The organism is Bradyrhizobium cosmicum, from assembly GCF_007290395.2.
Taxonomy (GTDB): Bacteria; Pseudomonadota; Alphaproteobacteria; order Rhizobiales; family Xanthobacteraceae; genus Bradyrhizobium; species Bradyrhizobium cosmicum.
Window position 1 is genome coordinate 3899396 of record NZ_CP041656.2, and the last position, 20587, is coordinate 3919982.

The window sequence follows — 20587 nt, forward strand, 5'->3', positions numbered from 1 at the left end:
AGCATCAAGCCGCCTTGTCAGATGAGCGCGACATCGCGCCCTGTGGCCCCATGACCAAAACCTGTGTCCTTGCGGAACATTTCAGCCCGATCAGGACTTCTGACCACCGCGTCAGCCAAACTGGCCAGCGCGATCCGGACAGGCTCAGCTCACCTTTGGTAGGGGGAGCTGAGCCACCTCCGAGCAAACGCGTTCAGCGTTTGTCGCGGTAGATTAGCCCCCGCTCCGATACACCTGGATATCGAGATCCCGGATCTTCTTCCGCAGCGTGTTGCGGTTGAGGCCGAGCAGATCGGCTGCGCGGATCTGGTTGCCGCGGGTGGCCGCGAGCGCGGCCGTGAGAAGCGGCACCTCGATCTCCTTCAGAATGCGGTGATAGAGGCCCGGCGGCGGCACGCCGTTCGGAAAGCCCTGGAAGTGCGAGGACAGATAGGCCTCCACCGCGCCGCCGAGATTGTCGACGCCCTGCTGGACCGCGGCGCCCGGGCTGACCGAAGGCGGTGCGAGCTCGCCGTCGATGACCGAGGCCGTGATCACGTCCTGCGGATAAAGCGCGGCGAGACGTCGCGCGAGGTTTTCGAGCTCGCGCACGTTGCCGGGCCAGCGGTGCTGCTTCATCCGCTCCAACGCCAGCGCGTCGAGCTTTTTCGGCGGCAGGCCGTCCTTCTCGGCCAGCGTGAAGAAGTGGCGGATGAGATCGGGCAGGTCCTCGATGCGCTCACGCAGCGGCGGCAGCCGCAGCGGCACGACGTTGAGGCGGAAGAACAGATCTTCGCGGAACAGACCCTGCTGGATCAGGACGCGCAGATCCTTGTTGGAGGCCGCGACGATCCGCACATCGGTCTTGATCGGGGTGCGGCCGCCGACGGTGGTGTATTCGCCCTGCTGCAGCACGCGCAGCAGGCGGGTCTGCGCCTCCATCGGCATGTCGCCGATCTCGTCGAGGAACAGCGTGCCGCCCTCGGCCTGTTCGAACCGGCCGGAGGCGCGGGTGTTGGCACCCGTGAAGGCGCCGCGCTCATGGCCGAACAGTTCGGACTCGATGAGATCTCGCGGGATCGCCGCCATGTTGACGGCGACGAACGGGCCGTTGCGGCGCTTGCCGTAATCGTGCAGCGCGCGCGCCACCAGCTCCTTGCCGGTGCCGGACTCGCCCGTGATCATCACGGTGAGGTCGGTCTGCATCAGCCGCGCGAGCACGCGGTAGATTTCCTGCATCGCCGGCGAGCGGCCGACCAGCGGGATCGCCTCCATCTCGGCGTCTTCGTCCGGCGTCGTGGTCCGCTCTTTCGGCTCGGCGAGCGCGCGGCCGACGATGGCGATCAGCTCCTTCAGGTCGAAGGGCTTTGGCAGATATTCGTACGCTCCGCGCTCGGAGGCCCGGATCGCCGTCATGAAGGTGTTCTGCGCGCTCATGACGATGACAGGCAGATTCGGCCGCATCTTCTTGATCCGCGGCAGCAGGTCGAAGGCGTTTTCATCCGGCATCACCACGTCGGTGATGACCAGATCGCCCTCCCCCTGGCTGACCCAGCGCCACAGCGTTGCGGCATTGCCGGTGAGCCGGACTTCATAGCCGGCGCGGGACAGAGCCTGGTTGAGAACCGTGCGGATGGCGGTATCGTCATCAGCTACGAGAATGCTACCTGCGGGCATTGTTAATCCTCATTTTGCCCCCTGAGATGCAGACGACGACTTCCCGGCAGAGCCGTCGCGACTGCTGTGATCGGCATGTTTCACCGATGTGGAATACATCGGCATCAGCACGCGGAAGGTGGTTTTGCGCGGCTGAGATTCGCATTCGATGATGCCCCCGTGATCGCCGACGATCTTGGCGACCAGTGCAAGACCCAGGCCGGAGCCGGTTTGCTTGGTGGTCACGAAGGGATCGAACAGGTTGGGCAGAAGATCGTCCGGCACGCCTGGTCCATTGTCCCTCACGCAGAATTCGAGCGGCAGGGATACACGGGATTTTTGACCGGGGACTGACAGGCGCACGCCGGGCCGGAACGCGGTGGTAAGCTGGATCTCGCCGTCGGGAACGTCGATCAGCGCTTCGGCGGCGTTCTTCACGAGATTGAGGAACACCTGGATGAGCTGGTCCTGGTTCGCCAGCACCGGCGGCAGCGAAGGATCGTAATCCTCGACGAAGCGGATGTTGCGGGCAAAGCCCGACTGCGCCAGCCGCTTCACGTGATCGAGCACGGAATGGATGTTGACGGGGCCGCGCACCACGGGGCGCTCATCGCCGAACACCTCCATGCGGTCGACCAGCGTCACGATGCGGTCGGCCTCGTCGCAGATCAGCCGCGTCAGCATGCGGTCCTCGGACGAGGCCTGCTGCTCCAGCAGCTGCGCCGCGCCGCGGATGCCCGACAGCGGGTTCTTGATCTCGTGCGCCAGCATCGCCGCCAGCGCGATCACCGAGCGGGCGGCGCTGCGATGGGTGAGCTGGCGATCCATCTTGTCGGCGATGGAGCGCTCCTGCAGCATAACCACGATATGGCCCGGGCGCTCGGTGAGCGGGGCGACATGCAGGTCGACCTGGCGGTCACCGCCCATGCGCGGCGTGCCAAGATCGACCTTGTATTCGTTGACCGGCGAATTCGACGAGCGCACCTGGTCGATCAGCGCCAGCAACGGGCTGCCGAACGGCACCAGCTCTTTCAGCGACTGCCGCTTCAGGAATTGCGTCGAAATGTCGAAGAAGGCTTCGGTGGCGATGTTGGCGCCGACGATCTTGCCGTCCGGCCCGATCAGCAGGACCGGATTGGGCAAGGCATCCAGGATCGCGTCGCTGTCGGACGGTATCGGCCGACGATGTTCAGCAGCTGAGCTCATGCAGCAGCGCTCCATGCGAAGTCGTCGAAGGCATCTTGCAGTGACTGGTGGACGCGGCGCGGATCCTCCGACGTGAGGATTGCCTGGCGCCATCGCTTCAGCTTCTCGACCGGCGCACCACTCGCATCGGCAGCGACGTCGAGCGCCCAGCCGAGATGTTTGCGTGCGTGCCGCAGCCCAACGCGCAGGCCGTAGAGTGCGCAGACCCCCTCGTAGAGCGTCCGGACGTAGTGCAACTGTGTTTCCAGCGACGGCGTCGCTTCCGCCGCCCCGCCCTTCAGGCGGCGGCCGATCTGGCCCGGCAGCCAGGGCTGGCCATTGGCGCCACGGCCGATCATCACGGCATCCGCGCCGGAGGCCTCGAGCGCCGCGATCGCCTTCTCGTAAGACGTAATGTCACCGTTGACCACGAGCGGAATGGAGATGGCGTCGCGCACCGCGCGGATCGCGTCCCAATCGGCCTCGCCCTTGTAGAACTGGCAGCGGGTGCGGCCGTGCACGGTGACGAGCTTGATGCCGGCGGCCTCGGCGCGGCGCGCCAGCTCCGGCGCGTTGCGGCTGCGGTCGTCCCAGCCGAGCCGCATCTTCAGCGTCACCGGCACCTTCACCGCCGCGATCGTCGCCTCGACCAGGCTGACGGCATGGTCGAGATCCCGCATCAGGGCCGAGCCGGACTGGCCGCCGGTGACGTGGCGGGCCGGACAGCCCATGTTGATATCGATGATGTCGGCGCCTTCGGCTTCGGCGATCCGGGCGCCTTCCGCCATCCAACGCGTCTCGCAACCGGCTAGTTGAACCACGTGCGAACCGATTCCGGTCGCTTCGCAACGCAACCGGGACATCCGATGGCCGTTGGCGAGCTCGTCACTGGCGGTCATTTCGGATACGACCAGACCGGCCCCGAGCTCGGCTGCGAGCCTGCGGACGGGCGAGTCCGTCACCCCCGACATGGGTGCCAGGAAGACCGGGGTGGCGACGTCGATATCGCCTATTTTCAACGGCTTAGAGCCGGATATTGCCGAGCCGGTCACAGGGGTCTCGTTGACTAGGCAGGGCTTCATCGCGCCTGCCATGATCTATCTTGCGCACAATTCTTGTGCAGTCAAGCGTCATGCCTACAGTTTAGACAGTTCTGCAAATCTTTCAAGTGCAGTGCAGCAAAATGCTGTTTCCCACAATCCGGGGAAACCCCCTTTTTTTGCGTGTCTGCCGTGCTAGAGGCATGCCGGTCATCACCCACACCCGACTCTCTCCATCATCAGCTGAGTATTTGAGTCCTATGGCGAAATCAGAGCGCACCGCAGTCGTTCTCGTCGCAGCCGGACGCGGCCTGCGCGCGGGCGCCGGCGGGCCGAAGCAATATCGGACGATCGGCGGCGTGCCCGTGATCTATCGTGCCATGGAAGCGTTCAGCCGCCATCCCGATGTGTTCGCGGTGCAGCCCGTGCTGAATCCCGATGACAGCGCCATGTTCACGGCAGCGGTCACAGGATTGAAGCACGAGGCGCCGACCCATGGCGGCGCAACGCGCCAAGCCTCGGTGCTCGCGGGCCTGGAAGCGCTCGTCAAACATAAGCCGGACATCGTCCTGATCCACGACGCCGCGCGGCCCTTCGTCTCCCAAGGGTTGATCTCGCGCGCGATCGAGGCGGCAAGCCGAACCGGCGCGGCGATCCCCGCCGTCGCAGTCACCGACACCATCAAGGTCACCGGCGAGAACGGCAATGTCGAGGACACGCCGGATCGCGCGCGCCTGCGCATCGCGCAGACGCCGCAATCCTTTCGTTTCGATGTCATTCTCGAAGCGCATCGTCGCGCGGCCAGGGACGGTCGCAGCGATTTCACCGACGATGCCGCGATTGCCGAATGGGCGGGATTGACGGTTGCAACCTTTGAAGGCGATGTTGCCAATATGAAGCTAACCACCCCCGAGGATTTCGTGCGCGAGGAAGCGCGCCTGGCCAGCCTGCTCGGCGACATCAGGACCGGCACGGGCTACGACGTTCATGCCTTCGGCGAGGGCGACCATCTGATGATCTGCGGCGTGCGCGTGCCGCACACCAAGGGTTTTCTCGCCCATTCCGACGGCGATGTCGGCCTGCATGCGCTGGTCGACGCCATCCTCGGCGCGCTGGCCGATGGCGACATCGGCTCGCACTTCCCGCCGAGCGATGCCAAGTGGAAGGGCGCCTCGTCGGACCAGTTCCTGAAATACGCCATCGAGCGCGTCACGCAGCGCGGCGGCCGCGTCGCCAACCTCGAGGTAACGATGATCTGCGAGCGGCCGAAGATCGGCCCGCTCCGCGACACCATGCGCGCGCGCATCGCCGAGATCTCCGGCGTCGACATCTCCCGCGTCGCGGTGAAGGCGACCACCAGCGAGCGGCTCGGCTTCACCGGCCGCGAGGAAGGCATTGCGGCCACTGCGAGCGCCACCATCCGTCTGCCCTGGAGCGTCTAGGTCATGGCCGGCAGCGACGCACGCGCCCTCTCCCGCTCGCTGCTCGACCTGTGCCGGATGCGCAAGCTGACCATCGCGACCGCCGAGTCCTGCACCGGGGGCCTCGTCGCCGGCGCCTTGACCGACATCCCCGGCTCGTCCGACGTGATCGACCGCGGCTTCGTCACCTATTCCAACGATGCCAAGCGCGCGATGCTCGGCGTCGAAGCGAGCACGCTGGCCAATTTCGGCGCCGTCAGCAAGGAGACTGCAACCGCCATGGCGATCGGTGCGCTGGAGCGCGCCGGCACCGACCTCGCCGTTGCCATCACCGGCATTGCCGGCCCCGGCGGCGCCACGCCCGGCAAGCCGGTCGGCCTCGTGCATTTTGCCGTCGCCGCGCGCGATGGCCGCATCGTCCACCGCGAGCACCGTTTCGGCGCTATCGGCCGTAGCGCGGTGCGCCAGCGCTCGGTGGTCGAGGCGCTGCGCATGCTGATGGACCTTGCCCGCGGCCCGGCCCAAACCAAGCCGCGCCGCGCCGCCGCGGCAACTCGTCTGCGGCCTCGCGTGACGCGCTCGCCGCGCCGGCATGTAGCCAAGCGCAGGCCGCCGCGATCGCCAAGGGGTTGAAGCCCGTATCTTGCAGGGTGTATCAGCCCTGCGGCTGTGCGAAGCGCAGGCGCGAGCGTAATCCACTACTTGAGTCTCCGCAGCGGCAGAATTGGTGGATTACGCTCCGCTAATCCACGCTACGGACCTACGATCCCTTGTGTTGCCCGACGGGCAAAACACACAAGTCGCGGGTCAATCTCACCGCACGAAAATATTCCACTTTACCGAAATTCGGCTTTGGCGTATTCATGCCTCACCTCACCCCGGTCAGAGGGGCGTATCGCGATCGTCACGAAACGTGGGGTGGGCTGCGGTGGACGCAGGCAGCATCGGCGCGACGGGCATCGCAGGGCGGGCAACCGTGAGCGAAGGCCATTGCGCACACGACCGGTGCGATCTGCGTACGGCAAAACCGTGTGGTCCTGGCGCCCGCAGGCTGGCGTCAAGCGTTGCGGTGATGTGTGACGCCCGACCGGGTGCGTGCATCGGCAGCCGCAAGGCGACGGGGGCAATAGTGCATCGCTCCCCGGGGAGAGCCTGGCATAAGCCGTCAAACCACTGCGCAGGGAAGGCCGGTTGTTATGGCTTCACCTGTATGCCGCTGTGTAGCCTCTTGTAGCGCAACCCTCGCACAGTGGACCGCGGGTGTCTGCCGGCACCCGGTCTTCCCTGCGCCCTCTGGCATCTGAGGGTGACGTGAATATGCAACAACTCGGACAGAAGCTGTCGCGAGACCGCAGCGCTGCATCCAATTTTCAAAAAGCACGCAAATTTGTCGAATTCGATCGGGATCGCGGATGTAGACGACGCGACCGAACGTCAGAACGGACGTCCCAGCTTGCGCAGGAATATACTGGCGCAATAATGCTGCTATACGTTGTGATCCGGAATCAACCGGACCTGCATTGTTGGAGGGCGACGAAATTGTTCGCTCGCGCCGCGGCCTTCGCCGTCGTGATGATCACTTTGGCCGCCTTTGATGGTGCGGCCGCTCAAACGGCCAACCAGCCGCCGGATACGATGGCAGCGCGGGTGGAGGCCTGCACGCCCTGTCACGGCAACAAGGGCGAAGGCACCAGCGACGTCTATTTCCCGCGGCTTGCCGGCAAGCCGGCCGGTTATCTCTACAACCAGCTCCTCGCCTTCCGCAGCGGCCGGCGCAAATACCCGCCGATGAACTATCTGCTCGAGTTCCTGCCCGATCCCTATCTGGAGGCGATGGCGGAATATTTTGCCAGCGAGCATCCGCCGCTGCCGCAGCCTGCGCCGAGCGAAGTCAGCAAGGATCTCCTCGCACAGGGCGAACTGCTTGCGACCAGCGGCGATGCAGGGCGCAACATTCCGGCCTGCGTGAGCTGCCACGGTCCGGGACTGACGGGCATGCAGCCCGGCATCCCCGGCCTGCTCGGCCTGCGCGCCGCTTATGTCAGCGCCCAGCTCGGCGCATGGCGCTATGGTACGCGCACGGCGAAGTCGCCTGACTGCATGCAGCTCGTCGCCGGCCATCTGACGGAAGCCGATGTCACCGCCGTCGCAGCCTGGCTCGCGACGCGGCCGGCACCCGCCAACCCGGCCCCCGTTCCGAAAGGCACCTACGCGCTGCCCTTCGGATGCGGCAGCCAGCCTAACTGACGAGGCGGATGATGGTCTCCAAACTGTCGATCACGCTGCTCGCCCTCGCCGCGCTGACCACGGTCGCGCAAGCGCAGGAAAAGGCCGCCGACATCATCGCTCGCGGTGAATATCTCGCCCGCGCCGGCGACTGCACCGCGTGCCATACCGCGCCGGAGGGCCGCCTGTTCGCCGGCGGCCGCGCCATGCCGACCCCGTTCGGCACGCTCTACACCTCCAACATCACGCCTGACCCGGAGACCGGGATCGGCAAGTGGAGCGCCGACGACTTCTACAAGACCATGCACAGCGGCCGCTTCCCGGACGGCGGATTGATCTATCCTGCGATGCCGTTCGCGTCCTACACCAAGGTCACGCGCGCCGACAGCGACGCGATCTTCGCGTATCTGCGCTCGATCGCGCCGGTGAACCAGAAGAACAAGCCGCACGAGCTGCGTTTCCCCTACGACAATCGGCAGCTCATCCTCGGCTGGCGCACGCTGTTCTTCAGCGAGGGCGAGTTCAAGCCGGATCCGAAGAAATCGGCGGAATGGAATCGCGGCGCCTATCTGGTCGAAGGCCTCGGCCATTGCGGCATGTGCCATTCGCCGATCAACGCGCTCGGCGGCACCTCGCAATCGGACGCCTTCAAGGGCGGCCTGATCCCGATGCAGAACTGGTACGCGCCTTCGCTCACGTCGAATCGCGAAGCCGGTCTCGGCGACTGGAGCATCAAGGACATCACCGACCTGCTCCAGACCGGCGTCTCGATGCGCGGCGTGGTCTACGGCCCGATGGCCGAGGTCGTGCACAATAGCCTGCAATATCTCAACGACGAGGACACCAAGGCAATGGCGGTGTACCTCAAGGGCATTGCGGAGCCCTCCCCGCCGCCGGCTCCGAGCTCGGCGCTGCCGACCACCGAGAGCAGCCTGCTGATCAGTCTCGGCAAGACCGTCTACGACAAGAACTGCGCGAGCTGTCACGGCACGCAGGGCGAAGGCAAGCCGCCGCACTGGCCGCCGCTCGCCAACAACCAGTCGATCGAGATGCAGTCGGCGGTCAACCCGATCCGCATGGTGCTCAATGGCGGCTATCCGCCGGGCACCAAGGGCAATCCGATGCCGTATGGCATGCCGCCGTTCGCGGGCCTCCTCTCCGACAACGAGGTCGCCGCCGTCGTCTCCTACATCCGCACCGCCTGGGGCAATCGCGGCACACCGGTCTCGGCGCGCGACGCCAACGAGCTGCGCTCCGCGCCGCTGAACTGAGAGATGCCAGAGAGCCATCATGATCAATTCCGATCCGCCGACCAGCCCAGCCGCCGCTGACCAGGCCGTCGAGGAGGTCGTCGCGCGAGGACCCTCCGGCGCGATCGTGCTCGCCGGCATCGCCACGGCCTGCGTGGTCGCGATGTGGCTCGCGTTCTACCTGTTCGTCTTTCTGCCGCGCGGATCGCTGCAATGAGCGCTGAACAAAGCCATGCGAGCGCCGAGGTCGCTGCCCGCGTCGAGCGGCGCTGGGCCACCATCGCCGTGATCATCATCGTCATGATGGCGCTGCTGGCGGCCTTCGCCGGCATCCACCGTGCGACCATGCCGCAGCCAAGGGTCGAGACCATCGATCCGTCGCGAATCCATCTGTCCGGCGAGTTCGTAGAGAGCAATCTCGGCAGCGTGCTGGAGGCCAATGGCGCGGTCACGGTGCGTGCGATCGGCCAGCAATATTCCTTTACGCCGGCCTGCATCGTGGTGCCCGCCGATACGCCGATCACGTTGCGCGCCACCAGCGCCGACGTCGTGCACGGCATCCTGATCCAGGGCACCAACGTGAACACCATGCTGGTGCCGGGCTACGTCTCCGAGCAGCTGATGCGCTTTACGAAGACCGGCGACTATCTGATGCCCTGCCAGGAGTTTTGCTCCTTCGGTCATGAGGGCATGTGGGGCAAGGTCAAGGTGATCGACAAGGCTGACTTCGCCAATCGCGCGAAGGGTGGCGGGAGGCTGAGCTGTGTTGGTCAATAGGAAGCTCATCCTCGCCCATTTCTGGTTTGCCTTTGCGGTGTTCGGCGTCGCGCTGACGCTCGGCGCCTGGCAGATGTTCATTCGCAGCCCGATCGGGACCTGGCTGTCCAATCCCGAGCTCTATTACCGTTCGCTCACCGCGCACGGTACGGTGATGGGCTACGTGTTCCCGACCCTGGTGGCGATGGGCTTTGGCTATGCCATCAGCGAATCCGCGCTGGAGCAGCGCCTGGTCGGCGTGCGCTGGGCCTGGGCCGGATTCTGGCTGATCGTTGCCGGCAGCATCATGGCCGTGATCCCGATCGCGCTCGGCCGTGCTTCGGTGCTCTACACGTTTTATCCGCCGCTGATCGGCAACGTCTTCTACTACTTCGGCGTCGTGCTGGTGGTGGTTGGCTCCTGGATCTGGGTCGCGCTGATGTCGATCAATCTGCGCGTCTGGCGAAAGGCCCATCCCGGCGCGCCGGTGCCGCTGGCGATGTTCGCCAATGTTGCGGGCTCCTATCTGTGGGCCTGGACCGCGGTCGGCGCTGCGCTCGAGCTGCTACTCCAGATCATTCCCGTCGCGGCAGGACTGAAGAACACCATCGACGCCGGTCTTGCGCGCATCTTCTTCTCCTGGACGCTTCACGCCATCGTCTATTTCTGGCTGATGCCGACCTACATTGCCTATTACACCATCGTGCCGCGCGCGATCGGCGGCCGGGTCTATTCCGACAGCATGGCGCGGATCTCCTTTATACTGTTCCTGGTGGTGGCGATGCCGATCGGCATGCACCACACCTTTGCCGATCCAATGGTCGGCGCCGGCTTCAAGTTCATCCATTCGGCCTTCACCGCGCTGGTCGCGCTGCCGACCCTGCTGACGGTGTTCACGATCTGCGCGTCGGTCGAGATCGCCGCGCGGCTCCGCGGCGGCCACGGCCTGTTTGGCTGGATCAAGGCCCTGCCCTGGGACAATCCGATGATGCTGGCGCTGGCGTTCTCGTTCGTCATGCTCGGCTTCGGCGGCGCCGGCGGCCTCATCAACATGAGCTATCAGCTCGACGCGTCGATCCACAACACGCAATGGATCACCGGCCATTTCCACCTGATCTTCGGCGGCGCCATCGTGATCATGTATTTCGCGATCGCCTATGATCTGTGGCCGCATTTGACGGGCCGCGAGCTGATCGACCTTCGCCTGATGCGCACCCAGCTCTGGCTGTGGTTCGTTGGCATGGTCGTCACGACGTTCCCGTGGCACTGGGTCGGCATTCTGGGCATGCCGCGTCGCATGGCCTATTTCGACTTCGGCGATCCCGCCATCGCGCCGCAGGCGCTCTCCGTCACCCTCTCTGCTTTCGGCGGCTTTATTTTGCTGGCGTCGGGCATCATGTTCATCGTCATCCTGGCGCGCGGCATGCGAGCGCCCCAGACCGAGGCCGGGCCGTACCGCTTTGCGCTGGCCGTGCATCAACCAGTCACCGTTCCGGTCGCGCTCAATACGCACGCCCTGTGGGTGGCGCTGATGATCGCCCTCACCATCACCAATTACGGCTACCCGATCCTGAATCTGGCGTTGAGTGAAGGCACCTCGGTACCCGCCGTCTACGTGGGAGCGCAGTGATGAGCACGCGCGACCTCTTCACCCTCCGCAACAGCCATTTTCGGATTGGAGTCGGCATCACCACTGCGATCCTGATCATCACGGCGATTGTCGGCTTCATCGTGCTGCCCTTCGCTCAGCCTTGGGTGCAGTTCGCCAATGTCTGGGATGCGATCTGCAGCGCCGCCGGCGTGCCGCAGCGCGCGGCGAATGTGAAGGCGCCCGAACAGGCAAAACGCCTGTCCGAGGTCGTGCTGACCTCGCGCACGCTGGCGCGTCCGAGCCAGGAGGCGATCGGCCGCGGCGCCACGCTGGCGCAGCGCTGCGCCATCTGCCACGGCCCGACCGGCATCAGCCGCGCGGACTCGCCTAATCTCGCCGGCCAGTATGCCGCCGTGATCTACAAGGAGCTGCACGATTTCCGCTCCGGCGCGCGCAGCAATGCCGTGATGTCACCGTTCGCCGTGAACCTGACGGACGAGGAGATCGCCGATCTGTCGAACTACTACGCCTATTTGCCGAGGCTGCCCGCCTATCACCCGACGCCGCTTCTGCCGAAACCCAACATCGTCATCTACGGCGCGCCGATGCGCGGCATTGCGCCCTGCGGCGCCTGCCATGGCAGCCTCGACAACAAGACCGGCAGTCCGTGGCTGGAGGGGCAGTCCGAGGCCTACATGAAGGTGCAGCTCCAGGCCTTCGCGTCCGGCGAGCGCCGCAACGACATCAGCCAGCAGATGCGCAACATCGCACGTGCGATGACACCGCAGGAAATCGAGGCAGCCGCGGCTTACTACGCCTCGCAGCCGCCGGACGTGGTGAAGGCGGTGGATTGATCAGGACGACGCCAGCTTCGGCCGGCCGTAGATCGCATCCGCCCGCTTCTCGAACGCGGTGGAAAACCGCGCGAAGGCGGCATCGAACATCGAGCCCATCAGCATCGCCAGCATGCGGCTCTTGAACTCATAGGCGAGGAAGAAGCCGACGTCGCAGACATCCCCACCCTCCTGTTGGCCCTTGGGCTCGAACGTCCAGCGGTTTTCGAGGTTGCTGAACGGACCTTGCAGATATTCGACCAGGATCTTCAGATTGGCGCGGTCGAGCGTCACGCGGCTGGTGAAGGACTCCTTGACCAGCTTGAACGACACCGTCATGTCGGCGACCAGCACCTCGGTGCCGTCAGGCTTCGCCATCCGCTGACGCACCTTCAGCGCGCTGCACAGCGGCACGAACTCCGGGTAGCGCTCGACGTCGGCGACCAGATCAAACATCTTGGATGCGCTGTGATTGACACGGCGCTTGCTCGAAAATTTGGGCATGGCGGTTCAGCGGGCGTTAGCTGCCCGAGCGGCCTTGAGTCTCGCAAAGTCCTCGCCGGCATGATGCGACGAGCGGGTGAGCGGGCTCGCCGACACCATCAGGAAGCCCTTGGTGTAGGCGATCTTCTCGTAGGACGAAAACTCGTCCGGCGGCACGTAGCGCATCACGGCGTGGTGCTTGCGGGTCGGCTGCAGATATTGCCCGATGGTGAGGAAATCGACGTCGGCCGACCGCAGATCGTCCATCACCTGCTGCACCTCGTGGCGCTCCTCGCCGAGGCCGACCATGATGCCGGACTTGGTGAAGATGGTGGGATCAAGCTCCTTGACCCGCTGCAACAGCCGGATCGAATGGAAGTAGCGCGCGCCCGGCCGCACCGTGAGATAGCACGACGGCACGGTCTCCAGATTGTGGTTGAAGACGTCGGGCCTCGCCGCGACGACGACCTCGAGCGCCCCCTCCTTGCGCAGGAAGTCAGGCGTCAGAATCTCGATCGTGGTCGAGGGACACGCGGCGCGGATCGCGCGGATGGTCTGCGCAAAGTGCTCGGCGCCGCCATCGGCGAGATCATCGCGGTCGACCGAGGTGATGACGACGTGGGCGAGGCCCAGCTTGGCGACGGCCTCGGCGACGTTCTGCGGCTCGGCCGCATCCAGTGCATTGGGCAGGCCGGTCTTGACGTTGCAGAAGGCGCAGGCACGGGTGCAGGTGTCACCCATGATCATGAAGGTCGCGTGCTTCTTGTCCCAGCACTCGCCGATGTTCGGGCAGCCCGCCTCCTCGCACACCGTGTGCAGGCCGTTGGCGCGCACGATGTTGCGGGTGTCGGCATAGCCGCGGGTGTTGGGCGCGCGCACGCGAATCCAGTCCGGCTTCGGCGGCGAAGCGGAATCGGGGCGATTCACCTTTTCGGGGTGACGCGGGCGCAACGGGTTCGAGATAGTGTCGACAATAACGACCATGGGGTGTCCGGTCTGTTCAGGTCCTACCTAGTCGGTCTGGCCCGGCATCGCAACCCGGCTCGCCCCGCTTCAGGGATCATGGCAGATATGGGCATTATCCTGCTCTGTTCTCAGGCGATTCTCACCTCGAATGGCTCCAGCCTCGAAGACTTCCACACCACGGCTCGGCAAGCAGCTCAAGCGCGGCTTTTTCGACCGCAGCGTCCACGAGGTCGCGCCCGATCTGATCGGCACGACCATGCTGGTCGACGGCGTCGGCGGGATCATCGTCGAGGTCGAGGCCTATCATCATACCGAGCCTGCGGCGCACTCCTACAACGGCCCGACGCCGCGGAACCAGATCATGTTCGGCCCGCCCGGCTTTGCCTATGTCTACCGCTCCTACGGAATCCACTGGTGCGTGAACTTCGTCTGCGAGGACGAAGGCTCGGCCGCCGCCGTGCTGATCCGCGCGCTGGAGCCGACGCATGGCCTGGCGGCGATGCGCCGGCGCCGTCATGCGGTCGATGTGCATGCGCTGTGCTCGGGCCCGGGCAAGCTGACGGAGGCGCTGGGCATCACGATCGCGCACAACGCCCTGCCGCTGGACCGGCCGCCGATCGCACTGCATGCGCGGACGGAAGACGTCGAGGTTGTGGCCGGCATCCGGATCGGCATCACCAAGGCGGTCGAGCTGCCCTGGCGCTACGGCGTCAAGGGCTCGAAGTTTTTGAGCAAGCCGTTCCCAAAATAACCCTACGATGCCTGCTTCAACCGCTCCAGCGCCTCGAGCAGCTTGGCCTTGCGGGCCAGCGCCGCCTCGCGCTTTTCGCGCTCCTCCTCGACGACCTCTTCGGCCGCGTTGGCGACGAATTTCTCGTTCGCCAGCTTGGACTCGGCGCGCTTGATGTCGGCGTCGGCCTTGCCGATCTCCTTGTCGAGGCGCGTCCGTTCGGCCGCAACGTCGATCACGCCCTTCAGCGGCAACGCTGCCACCTCGCCGCGGACGAGCAGTTGAACGGCGCCGTCGGGCGCGCGGTCGGCGAAGGAAATCTCCGACAAGCGCGCCATGCGCTTGATGACGTCGGTCCAGCGCGGCGCGCGTTCCTTCGTCTCAGCCGAGGCGCCAGAGAGCACCAGCGCCGTCAATGTTGCCGGCGGGATGTTCATCTCGGCGCGCACCGAGCGGATCTGCGTGACGAGGTCGATCACCCAGCCGATCTCGGCTTCCGCCTTGGGATCGGTAAAGTCGGCATGGTCGAAGATCGGCATGATCAAGACCGGCGAGATCAGCGGATCGGTCGGCCCGGCAGCTGCCGCGAGCATCGCGAGTTGCTCCGGCGTCGGCTCGGATGGCTTCAGCGGCCATGGCGCCAGAGCCAGCAGGCCGTCGCGCTTGGCCGTCACCTCCCACAGCTCTTCGGTGATGAAGGGCATGAAGGGGTGCAGCAGCTTCAGGATCTCGTCACGCGCCCACGCGACCATGGCGCGGGTCTCGTCCTTGGCGGGGCTGTCCGGGCCGAGCAGCACGGGTTTTGCGAGCTCGACATACCAGTCGCAATAGACGTTCCAGACGAAGCGGTAGATCGCGCCGGCCGCATCGTTGAAGCGATAGGCCTCGATCGCCTCGGTCACCTCGCGCGTGGTGTGCGCGCTCTCATGCGCGATCCAGCGGTTCAGCGTCTCCTTCGCCTTGGCCGGCTCGAACCCCTCGGGCACGGCGCAATGGTTCATCTCCGCGAAGCGGGACGCGTTCCAGAGTTTTGTCGCGAAGTTGCGGTAACCCTCGACGCGGCTCGTCGCGAGCTTGATGTCGCGTCCCTGCGCCGCCATCGCGGCCAGCGTAAAGCGCAACGCGTCCGCACCATATTCGTCGATCAGACTGAGCGGGTCGATGACGTTGCCCTTCGACTTCGACATCTTGGCGCCCTTCTCGTCGCGGACGAGGGCGTGGATGTAGATGGTCGAGAACGGCACTTCCTTCATGAAGTGCAGCCCCATCATCATCATGCGAGCGACCCAGAAGAAGATGATGTCGAAGCCGGTCACCAGCGCATTGGTCGGGTAATAACGCTGCACCTCGGGCGCATCTTCCGGCCAGCCGAGCGTCGAGAACGGCCACAGCGCCGAGGAAAACCAGGTGTCGAGCACGTCCTCGTCACGCGTGATGAAGCCTTCACGCTTGTTGCGGTCGAGCGCCATCTCACGGCCCTGCTCGACCGTGATGACCTCCTGCTCGACGTAATAGCCGAGCGCGTGGCTGACGGCCTCTTCCTCGGTCTCGGCGACAAACACCTTGCCGTCAGGACCGTACCAGGCCGGGATCTGGTGACCCCACCAGAGCTGGCGCGAGATGCACCAGGGCTGTATGTTCTCCATCCACTCGAAATAGGTCTTTTCCCAGTTCTTCGGCACGAACGAGGTCTCGCCCGAACGCACCGCCGCGATCGCCGGCTTGGCCAGCGTCTTGGCGTCGACGTACCACTGGTCGGTCAGGTAGGGCTCGATCACGCTGCCCGAGCGGTCGCCGTGCGGTACCATGTGGGTGTGCGGCTCGATCCGCTCGACGAAGCCGAACGACTCGAGACGCTCGACGATGCGCTTGCGCGCAACGAAGCGATCGAGCTTGTGAAACTCCTCTGCGAATTGCGAGGCACCTTCCGGCAGGTCGCGCAGATAGTCCTCGTTGTCGAGGAGATCGAGACAGCCTTCCTTGTCGAGCACGCTGATGCGGCGCAGGCCGTGGCGATTGCCGACTTCGAAGTCGTTGAAGTCGTGCGCCGGCGTCACCTTGACCGCGCCCGAGCCCTTCTCCGGATCGGAATAGTCGTCGGCAACGATCTGGACCTTGCGGCCGACCAGCGGCAGGACGATGTTTTTGCCGACCAGCTTTTGATAGCGCTCATCCTCGGGATGCACGGCAACGCCGGTATCGCCGAGCATGGTCTCCGGGCGCGTCGTCGCGACGACGATGAAGCTCGTGGGATCCTCGGGGTTGAAGGTCTTGCCCTCGATCGGATAGCGCAGATACCAGAGGTGGCCCTTCACCTCGGTCTGCTGCACTTCGAGATCGGAGATCGCGGTCAACAGCTTGGTGTCCCAGTTCACCAGCCGCTTGTCCTTGTAGATCAGTCCGTCGCGATGCAGCTCGACGAACACCTTGATGACGGCCTTGGACAGGCCCTCGTCCATGGTGAAGCGCTCGCGCGACCAGTCACAGGAGGCACCGAGCCGCTTGAGCTGGTTGATGATGGTGTCGCCGCTCTCGGCCTTCCACTGCCAGACCCGCTCCAGGAATTTCTCGCGGCCCATCTCGCGGCGGCTAGGCTGCTGACGCTCCATCAGCTGCCGCTCGACCACCATCTGGGTGGCGATGCCGGCATGGTCGGTTCCGGGCTGCCACAGCACGTCGCGGCCGCGCATACGCTCGAACCGGCACAGGATGTCCTGCAGCGTGTTGTTGAGGGCGTGCCCCATATGGAGCGAGCCCGTGACGTTCGGCGGCGGGATCACGATGGTAAAGGGCACCGCGTCGCGGCGGTCGGGGCGGCCGGCCTTGAAGGCAAGGCTGTCCTCCCACACGACGGACATGCGGGCTTCGATATCGGCGGGCTGGTAATTTTTCTCGATCATGGGCGCTAGAAAGCCGCGTGCGGGGGCCAAGTCAACGGAAAGCTCAGCGGCAACGAGGCTTCCGGGCCCGGTCGGGTATCCGACGATGACCTGCAAGCGGGGCTTTATGAGGGCTCTGCGGCCTGCCCTACCTGCCGCCGCGCGAAACTCGCTCGATTTCGGCCTTCACGATGCGTTCAACGAGGCCCGGCAAATTGTCGTCAAGCCAGGACTTGAGCATCGGACGCAGCATCTCCTTGACCAGATCCTCCAGGGTCCGCGCATTGCTGCTGAGCACCGTGTGGGCCAGGGAATTGAAGGCGGATTCGACCGCAGAGACGGTCGATTGCGCGAGCATCGGCTGCTGTGGCGGCAGCGGCGGTGCATCGAAATCCACCGGCGCATAGGAGGGTGGCGGCGTCGGGCGCGGCGGCGATTCGGCGAATTCCAGGTCGTCGCGCGGCTCGACCCTGCGGAAGCTCGGCGGCGGCGGAGCCGGCGTCGGGTCCATCACCATTTCGTCGGTCAGTTCGAGCACGTCAGGCTCGGGCTCCGGCTCCGGCTCAGGTTCTGGAGCACGGACCTCGGGCGCCGGCGACGCCACGTCGAGCCCTGCGAGCAGCGCGTCGATGTCATCCTGGTTGTTGGACGCCTCCGCCGCCGGTGCGGGTGGCGGGGGCGGCGCAGGAGCCGGCTTTGCAGCCGGTGGCGGCGCGGACTTTTCAGCGGCAGGCTTTTCAGCAGCAGGCTTGGCGGCGGCAACTTTGGAGGGCGGAATGTCGTTCATCGCCTGCGGCTTCGGTGCCGGCGCGGCGGGAGCTGGTGCGGGCTTGGCGGCCTCCGCCGGCGGCGGCTTGGCCTCATCGTCGGCAATGATGCGCCGGATCGAGGCCAGAATCTCCTCCATCGAGGGTTCTGTGACCTTTGCAGGCTGCGTCATCTCCGACTCCACATGATCAACGCCCTCGCATGCGTCATTTTACACCAAGCACGACAGGATTGGCCGGTTCCGGACGGACGCCCCGACATTTTCGTCGCTGCAACCCCACTTGTCCCCAGTTCACGGCCCAACGTGCGGCGGTGCGCCCTGCCCTCAGCACTCAAACTTTACGCACACGACATCGGGTGCGGGGCGAATCGACCCGCATCTTCTTGGCAAGGCTATGTCAGGGATTTTGATGATTGCAAGCAGAGCACCGGTCGGCTTCGGCTGTTTGCGAGGCCGACCGGATGACTACGGGAGTTTAGCGTCCGTCGGGCGTACGCACGCCCGCCCAGCTGTCGCGGACCTGCTGGTAGTGGACGCTGGGATCGTAGACCGTGGTGTTGAGACCGAGAACCTGCGGCGCCAGACGACCGACCGCGTTGAGCACCGAATAGGACGCCACCACACGGTCATGCTGGGCCGTGACCAGCGCGACGCGCGCGTTCACCAGCGCCTGCTGCGCGTTGAGCACGTCGAGCGTGGTGCGCTGGCCGGCCTTGGCCTCCTCGCGCACGCCGTTCAGCGCGATCTCGGACGCCGTCACCTGCGCCTGCGCGGACTTCACCTGCGCCTTGCCGGCTTCCAGCTGGCCCCAGGCCTGCACGACATTGGCGCGGGTCTGATCGCGGGTGGTTTCAAGATTGAGGCGTTGCTGCGCCAGGTTCTCTTTCGACTGGCGGATGAGCGCATATTCTGCACCGCCCTGGAAGATCGGCACGGAAGCTGTCGCGATCGCAGACGCGGTCGTGGTTCGGAACACCGTCAGGCTCTGCTGATACGCCTGGGTGACGCCAGCCTGAACCGTGACCGTGGGCAGCAACGCGCCCTCGTTGATCTTGACCTGGAGATAGTTGACGTCGATGCCGTACATCGAAGCCGTGACGTTGGGATTCTCCACCAGGCTAAGATTGACCGCGGATGCGATCGTGTTGGGCAGGAAACGATCGACCGGGGAGCCCGGGGCAAGGTTCGTCGGCTCATTGCCGATGATGCGGCGGAAGTTCGCGCGCGTCGTCGTGAGATTCGATTCGGCGGTCAGGGCCTGGGTCCTGCCGGCAGCCAGCTGCGCTTCGGATTGCGCCACGTCCGTGCGCGTGACCTCGCCGACGTTGAAGCGATCGCGCGTTTGCTTGAGCGTCTGTTCGAGCACGCGCACGTTGCTGCGCTGGACTTCCAGAGTCGCGGAGTCGCGCAGATAATCCATGTAGCTCGTAGCAGCCTGCAGCAGGACCGTCTGCTCGAGCACACGCAAGGCTTCGCGGGATCCCGAGACCTGGCTCTCCGCCGCGCGCGTCCTGTTGGCGGTCTGATTGCCGTTGTAGAGCGTCTGGTTGATGGTCAGGCTGGCGCTGTTGGGCTGAAGGGGGGGATCGCTATGGATCGGCAAGCCCTTCTGCGTCTGTTGAATATCCTGATATTGATACCCGGTGCCGAGGCTCATATTGACCTTGGGGCGGTAGCCCGACAAAGCCTGAGGCACGTTCTCGTCGGTCGAGCGCACCTGGGCGCGTTGCGCGTTGAGCTGCGGATTGTTCTGATAGGCACGCACCAGCGCGGCCTCGATCGTGTCCGCCAAGGCAGGCGCCGACCCGGCCATCGCCAGCAGCAGGACCGAAACCGCAGCTCCGGTGAAGAGCTTCACCCCATGCATCCCTGAAATTCCGTTCATTCTAACGCCCGGCTCGTGCCCGCGAGCCGGGTTATCGTCAACCGAGTGGAGTCGTTGCCCCGTCGCAACATAGGACGCGGATGGGCGCGACGGAACTACCTCAAGGGAGTTCCCAGTGGAAACTCTTCACGTGCAGCATCCCGGCCACACTTCTGATTCAGAACGGGATTTTAACAGGGTCGGCCGTCAGAAGACGAAGGCGGCGGCCCGTTCGAGCCCGGGAAGGACCGGAGCCGCGGCATCGAACAGCGCCCGATGGCCGAATTCGCCGTGGGTATGGGTCACGATCATGGCCCGTGGCGGCCTGGATTCGGCAGACACCCCCACCAGACGGCCGCCGTCCTTGAGTTGCCCCAGCAGCCCTTCCGGCGTCACCTCGACGGCGCCATTGAGGATGATCACGTCATAGGGACCAGCGGAGGGATAGCCCTCGGCACAGGCCGCCGCCTTGACGGTAACGTTGGCGAGCCCAAGGGAGGCACAGGCATCCCCGGCTTTGGCAGCCAGGGCCGAATCGGATTCGGTCGCAGTGACCTGGCGGGCGAGCTTGGCCGTCAGTGCGGCGAGATAGCCCGTGGCGCAACCGACCACCAGCACGTTGTCCGCCTCGCCGATTTCGGCGGCCTGAAGCAGTTTGCCGGTCAGCTGCGGCTTGATCAGGAAGCGCTTGGCGGCAGCTTCGCTCACATCGAGATCGAGGTCGAGATAGGCCAATGCCCGTCGGGACTCCGGCACGAACACTTCGCGCGGAACTGTAAGCATGGCATCGAGAACATTGCGATCAGTGACGTCACTGGTGCGCACCTGGCCATCGACCATTTTGAGGCGCGCGGTCGAGAAACCGGACATTTGCGGACCCTGAAATGCGGACGACGCCGCGGACGAAAGTTGGCGGCATCTTTGGAACATGCCCGGCCAAAACGCAACATGGCCGTTGG

General features: G+C 65.1%; 18 protein-coding genes. 9 read left to right on the forward strand and 9 right to left on the reverse strand.

The genetic code is table 11. From position 1 onward, the window contains the following. Positions 1-213: 213 nt before the first annotated feature. From ntrC to dusB, 3 genes are read right to left on the reverse strand one after another with little or no spacing between them, the layout of a single operon-like run. Positions 214-1656: a nitrogen regulation protein NR(I) gene (ntrC, locus tag FNV92_RS18765; RefSeq protein WP_015686181.1), complete on the reverse strand. Its 1443-nt coding sequence runs from the start codon at positions 1654-1656 to the stop codon at positions 214-216. Positions 1657-1665: 9 nt separating this feature from the next. Further along, positions 1666-2841: a two-component system sensor histidine kinase NtrB gene (locus FNV92_RS18770; RefSeq protein WP_015686182.1), complete on the reverse strand. Its 1176-nt coding sequence runs from the start codon at positions 2839-2841 to the stop codon at positions 1666-1668. Then, the gene (dusB, locus tag FNV92_RS18775; RefSeq protein ID WP_186355537.1) at positions 2838-3839 is read right to left on the reverse strand and encodes a tRNA dihydrouridine synthase DusB; all 1002 of its coding nucleotides are present in this window, start codon (positions 3837-3839) and stop codon (positions 2838-2840) included. The genes FNV92_RS18770 and dusB overlap by 4 nt, the downstream gene beginning before the upstream one ends. A gap of 281 nt (positions 3840-4120) precedes the next feature. Between dusB and FNV92_RS18780 the strand changes: the two genes are divergently transcribed. The 8 genes from FNV92_RS18780 to FNV92_RS18815 all read left to right on the forward strand — a co-directional run bounded on the left by FNV92_RS18780 (position 4121) and on the right by FNV92_RS18815 (position 11958). Further along, on the forward strand, positions 4121-5302 hold the full coding sequence (locus FNV92_RS18780) for a bifunctional 2-C-methyl-D-erythritol 4-phosphate cytidylyltransferase/2-C-methyl-D-erythritol 2,4-cyclodiphosphate synthase (protein WP_143845152.1): 1182 nt from the start codon (positions 4121-4123) through the stop codon (positions 5300-5302). 3 nt (positions 5303-5305) lie between these two features. Then, the gene (locus FNV92_RS18785; protein WP_143845150.1) at positions 5306-5914 is read left to right on the forward strand and encodes a CinA family protein; all 609 of its coding nucleotides are present in this window, start codon (positions 5306-5308) and stop codon (positions 5912-5914) included. Between the two features lie 906 nt (positions 5915-6820). Beyond that, positions 6821-7528: a c-type cytochrome gene (locus tag FNV92_RS18790; RefSeq protein ID WP_143845148.1), complete on the forward strand. Its 708-nt coding sequence runs from the start codon at positions 6821-6823 to the stop codon at positions 7526-7528. Between the two features lie 8 nt (positions 7529-7536). Next, a complete protein-coding gene (locus FNV92_RS18795; protein ID WP_143845146.1) occupies positions 7537-8778 on the forward strand; it encodes a cytochrome c in 1242 nt (413 codons plus the stop codon). Between the two features lie 19 nt (positions 8779-8797). After that, positions 8798-8974, forward strand: coding sequence for a hypothetical protein (locus FNV92_RS18800; RefSeq protein ID WP_014495343.1), 177 nt, complete (start codon positions 8798-8800; stop codon positions 8972-8974). Then, positions 8971-9534 carry a cupredoxin domain-containing protein gene (locus tag FNV92_RS18805; RefSeq protein WP_143845144.1) on the forward strand — a complete coding sequence of 188 codons (564 nt, stop codon included), beginning with the start codon at positions 8971-8973 and terminating at the stop codon, positions 9532-9534. The genes FNV92_RS18800 and FNV92_RS18805 overlap by 4 nt, the downstream gene beginning before the upstream one ends. Then, positions 9521-11143 carry a b(o/a)3-type cytochrome-c oxidase subunit 1 gene (locus FNV92_RS18810; protein WP_143845142.1) on the forward strand — a complete coding sequence of 541 codons (1623 nt, stop codon included), beginning with the start codon at positions 9521-9523 and terminating at the stop codon, positions 11141-11143. Before FNV92_RS18805 ends, FNV92_RS18810 begins: the two co-directional genes overlap by 14 nt. Then, positions 11143-11958 carry a c-type cytochrome gene (locus FNV92_RS18815; protein ID WP_168213647.1) on the forward strand — a complete coding sequence of 272 codons (816 nt, stop codon included), beginning with the start codon at positions 11143-11145 and terminating at the stop codon, positions 11956-11958. The genes FNV92_RS18810 and FNV92_RS18815 overlap by 1 nt, the downstream gene beginning before the upstream one ends. Here FNV92_RS18815 and FNV92_RS18820 read toward each other — a convergent pair whose 3' ends face one another. Next, positions 11959-12441 (reverse strand): type II toxin-antitoxin system RatA family toxin, encoded by a 483-nt coding sequence (locus tag FNV92_RS18820; protein ID WP_015686192.1) that lies wholly within the window; start codon positions 12439-12441, stop codon positions 11959-11961. 6 nt (positions 12442-12447) lie between these two features. Further along, positions 12448-13404, reverse strand: a complete 957-nt coding sequence (lipA, locus tag FNV92_RS18825; RefSeq protein ID WP_143845138.1) for a lipoyl synthase — start codon at positions 13402-13404, stop codon at positions 12448-12450. A gap of 130 nt (positions 13405-13534) precedes the next feature. Between lipA and FNV92_RS18830 the strand changes: the two genes are divergently transcribed. Continuing rightward, a complete protein-coding gene (locus FNV92_RS18830; RefSeq protein WP_143845136.1) occupies positions 13535-14137 on the forward strand; it encodes a DNA-3-methyladenine glycosylase in 603 nt (200 codons plus the stop codon). A 2-nt stretch (positions 14138-14139) separates the two neighbouring features. Here FNV92_RS18830 and FNV92_RS18835 read toward each other — a convergent pair whose 3' ends face one another. From FNV92_RS18835 to FNV92_RS18850, 4 genes are all read right to left on the reverse strand, one after another. Further along, on the reverse strand, positions 14140-17016 hold the full coding sequence (locus FNV92_RS18835; RefSeq protein WP_143845134.1) for a valine--tRNA ligase: 2877 nt from the start codon (positions 17014-17016) through the stop codon (positions 14140-14142). Between the two features lie 127 nt (positions 17017-17143). Continuing rightward, positions 17144-17935, reverse strand: coding sequence for a PopZ family protein (locus tag FNV92_RS18840; protein WP_168213646.1), 792 nt, complete (start codon positions 17933-17935; stop codon positions 17144-17146). A 304-nt stretch (positions 17936-18239) separates the two neighbouring features. Beyond that, on the reverse strand, positions 18240-19631 hold the full coding sequence (locus FNV92_RS18845) for a TolC family outer membrane protein (protein WP_015686197.1): 1392 nt from the start codon (positions 19629-19631) through the stop codon (positions 18240-18242). A 204-nt stretch (positions 19632-19835) separates the two neighbouring features. After that, positions 19836-20498 (reverse strand): protein-L-isoaspartate O-methyltransferase family protein, encoded by a 663-nt coding sequence (locus FNV92_RS18850; RefSeq protein WP_168213824.1) that lies wholly within the window; start codon positions 20496-20498, stop codon positions 19836-19838. Between the last annotated feature and the right edge of the window lie 89 nt (positions 20499-20587).

Coding starts and splice junctions, on each gene's coding strand:
- FNV92_RS18830 (WP_143845136.1), top strand. CDS start 13,535: ATGGCTCCAGCCTCGAAGACTTCCACACCACGGCTCGGCAAGCAGCTC.
- ntrC (WP_015686181.1), bottom strand. CDS start 1,656: ATGCCCGCAGGTAGCATTCTCGTAGCTGATGACGATACCGCCATCCGC.
- FNV92_RS18845 (WP_015686197.1), bottom strand. CDS start 19,631: ATGCATGGGGTGAAGCTCTTCACCGGAGCTGCGGTTTCGGTCCTGCTG.
- FNV92_RS18820 (WP_015686192.1), bottom strand. CDS start 12,441: ATGCCCAAATTTTCGAGCAAGCGCCGTGTCAATCACAGCGCATCCAAG.
- lipA (WP_143845138.1), bottom strand. CDS start 13,404: ATGGTCGTTATTGTCGACACTATCTCGAACCCGTTGCGCCCGCGTCAC.
- FNV92_RS18800 (WP_014495343.1), top strand. CDS start 8,798: ATGATCAATTCCGATCCGCCGACCAGCCCAGCCGCCGCTGACCAGGCC.
- FNV92_RS18815 (WP_168213647.1), top strand. CDS start 11,143: ATGAGCACGCGCGACCTCTTCACCCTCCGCAACAGCCATTTTCGGATT.
- FNV92_RS18805 (WP_143845144.1), top strand. CDS start 8,971: ATGAGCGCTGAACAAAGCCATGCGAGCGCCGAGGTCGCTGCCCGCGTC.
- FNV92_RS18850 (WP_168213824.1), bottom strand. CDS start 20,498: ATGTCCGGTTTCTCGACCGCGCGCCTCAAAATGGTCGATGGCCAGGTG.
- FNV92_RS18835 (WP_143845134.1), bottom strand. CDS start 17,016: ATGATCGAGAAAAATTACCAGCCCGCCGATATCGAAGCCCGCATGTCC.
- FNV92_RS18780 (WP_143845152.1), top strand. CDS start 4,121: ATGGCGAAATCAGAGCGCACCGCAGTCGTTCTCGTCGCAGCCGGACGC.
- FNV92_RS18840 (WP_168213646.1), bottom strand. CDS start 17,935: ATGACGCAGCCTGCAAAGGTCACAGAACCCTCGATGGAGGAGATTCTG.
- FNV92_RS18785 (WP_143845150.1), top strand. CDS start 5,306: ATGGCCGGCAGCGACGCACGCGCCCTCTCCCGCTCGCTGCTCGACCTG.
- FNV92_RS18770 (WP_015686182.1), bottom strand. CDS start 2,841: ATGAGCTCAGCTGCTGAACATCGTCGGCCGATACCGTCCGACAGCGAC.
- FNV92_RS18795 (WP_143845146.1), top strand. CDS start 7,537: ATGATGGTCTCCAAACTGTCGATCACGCTGCTCGCCCTCGCCGCGCTG.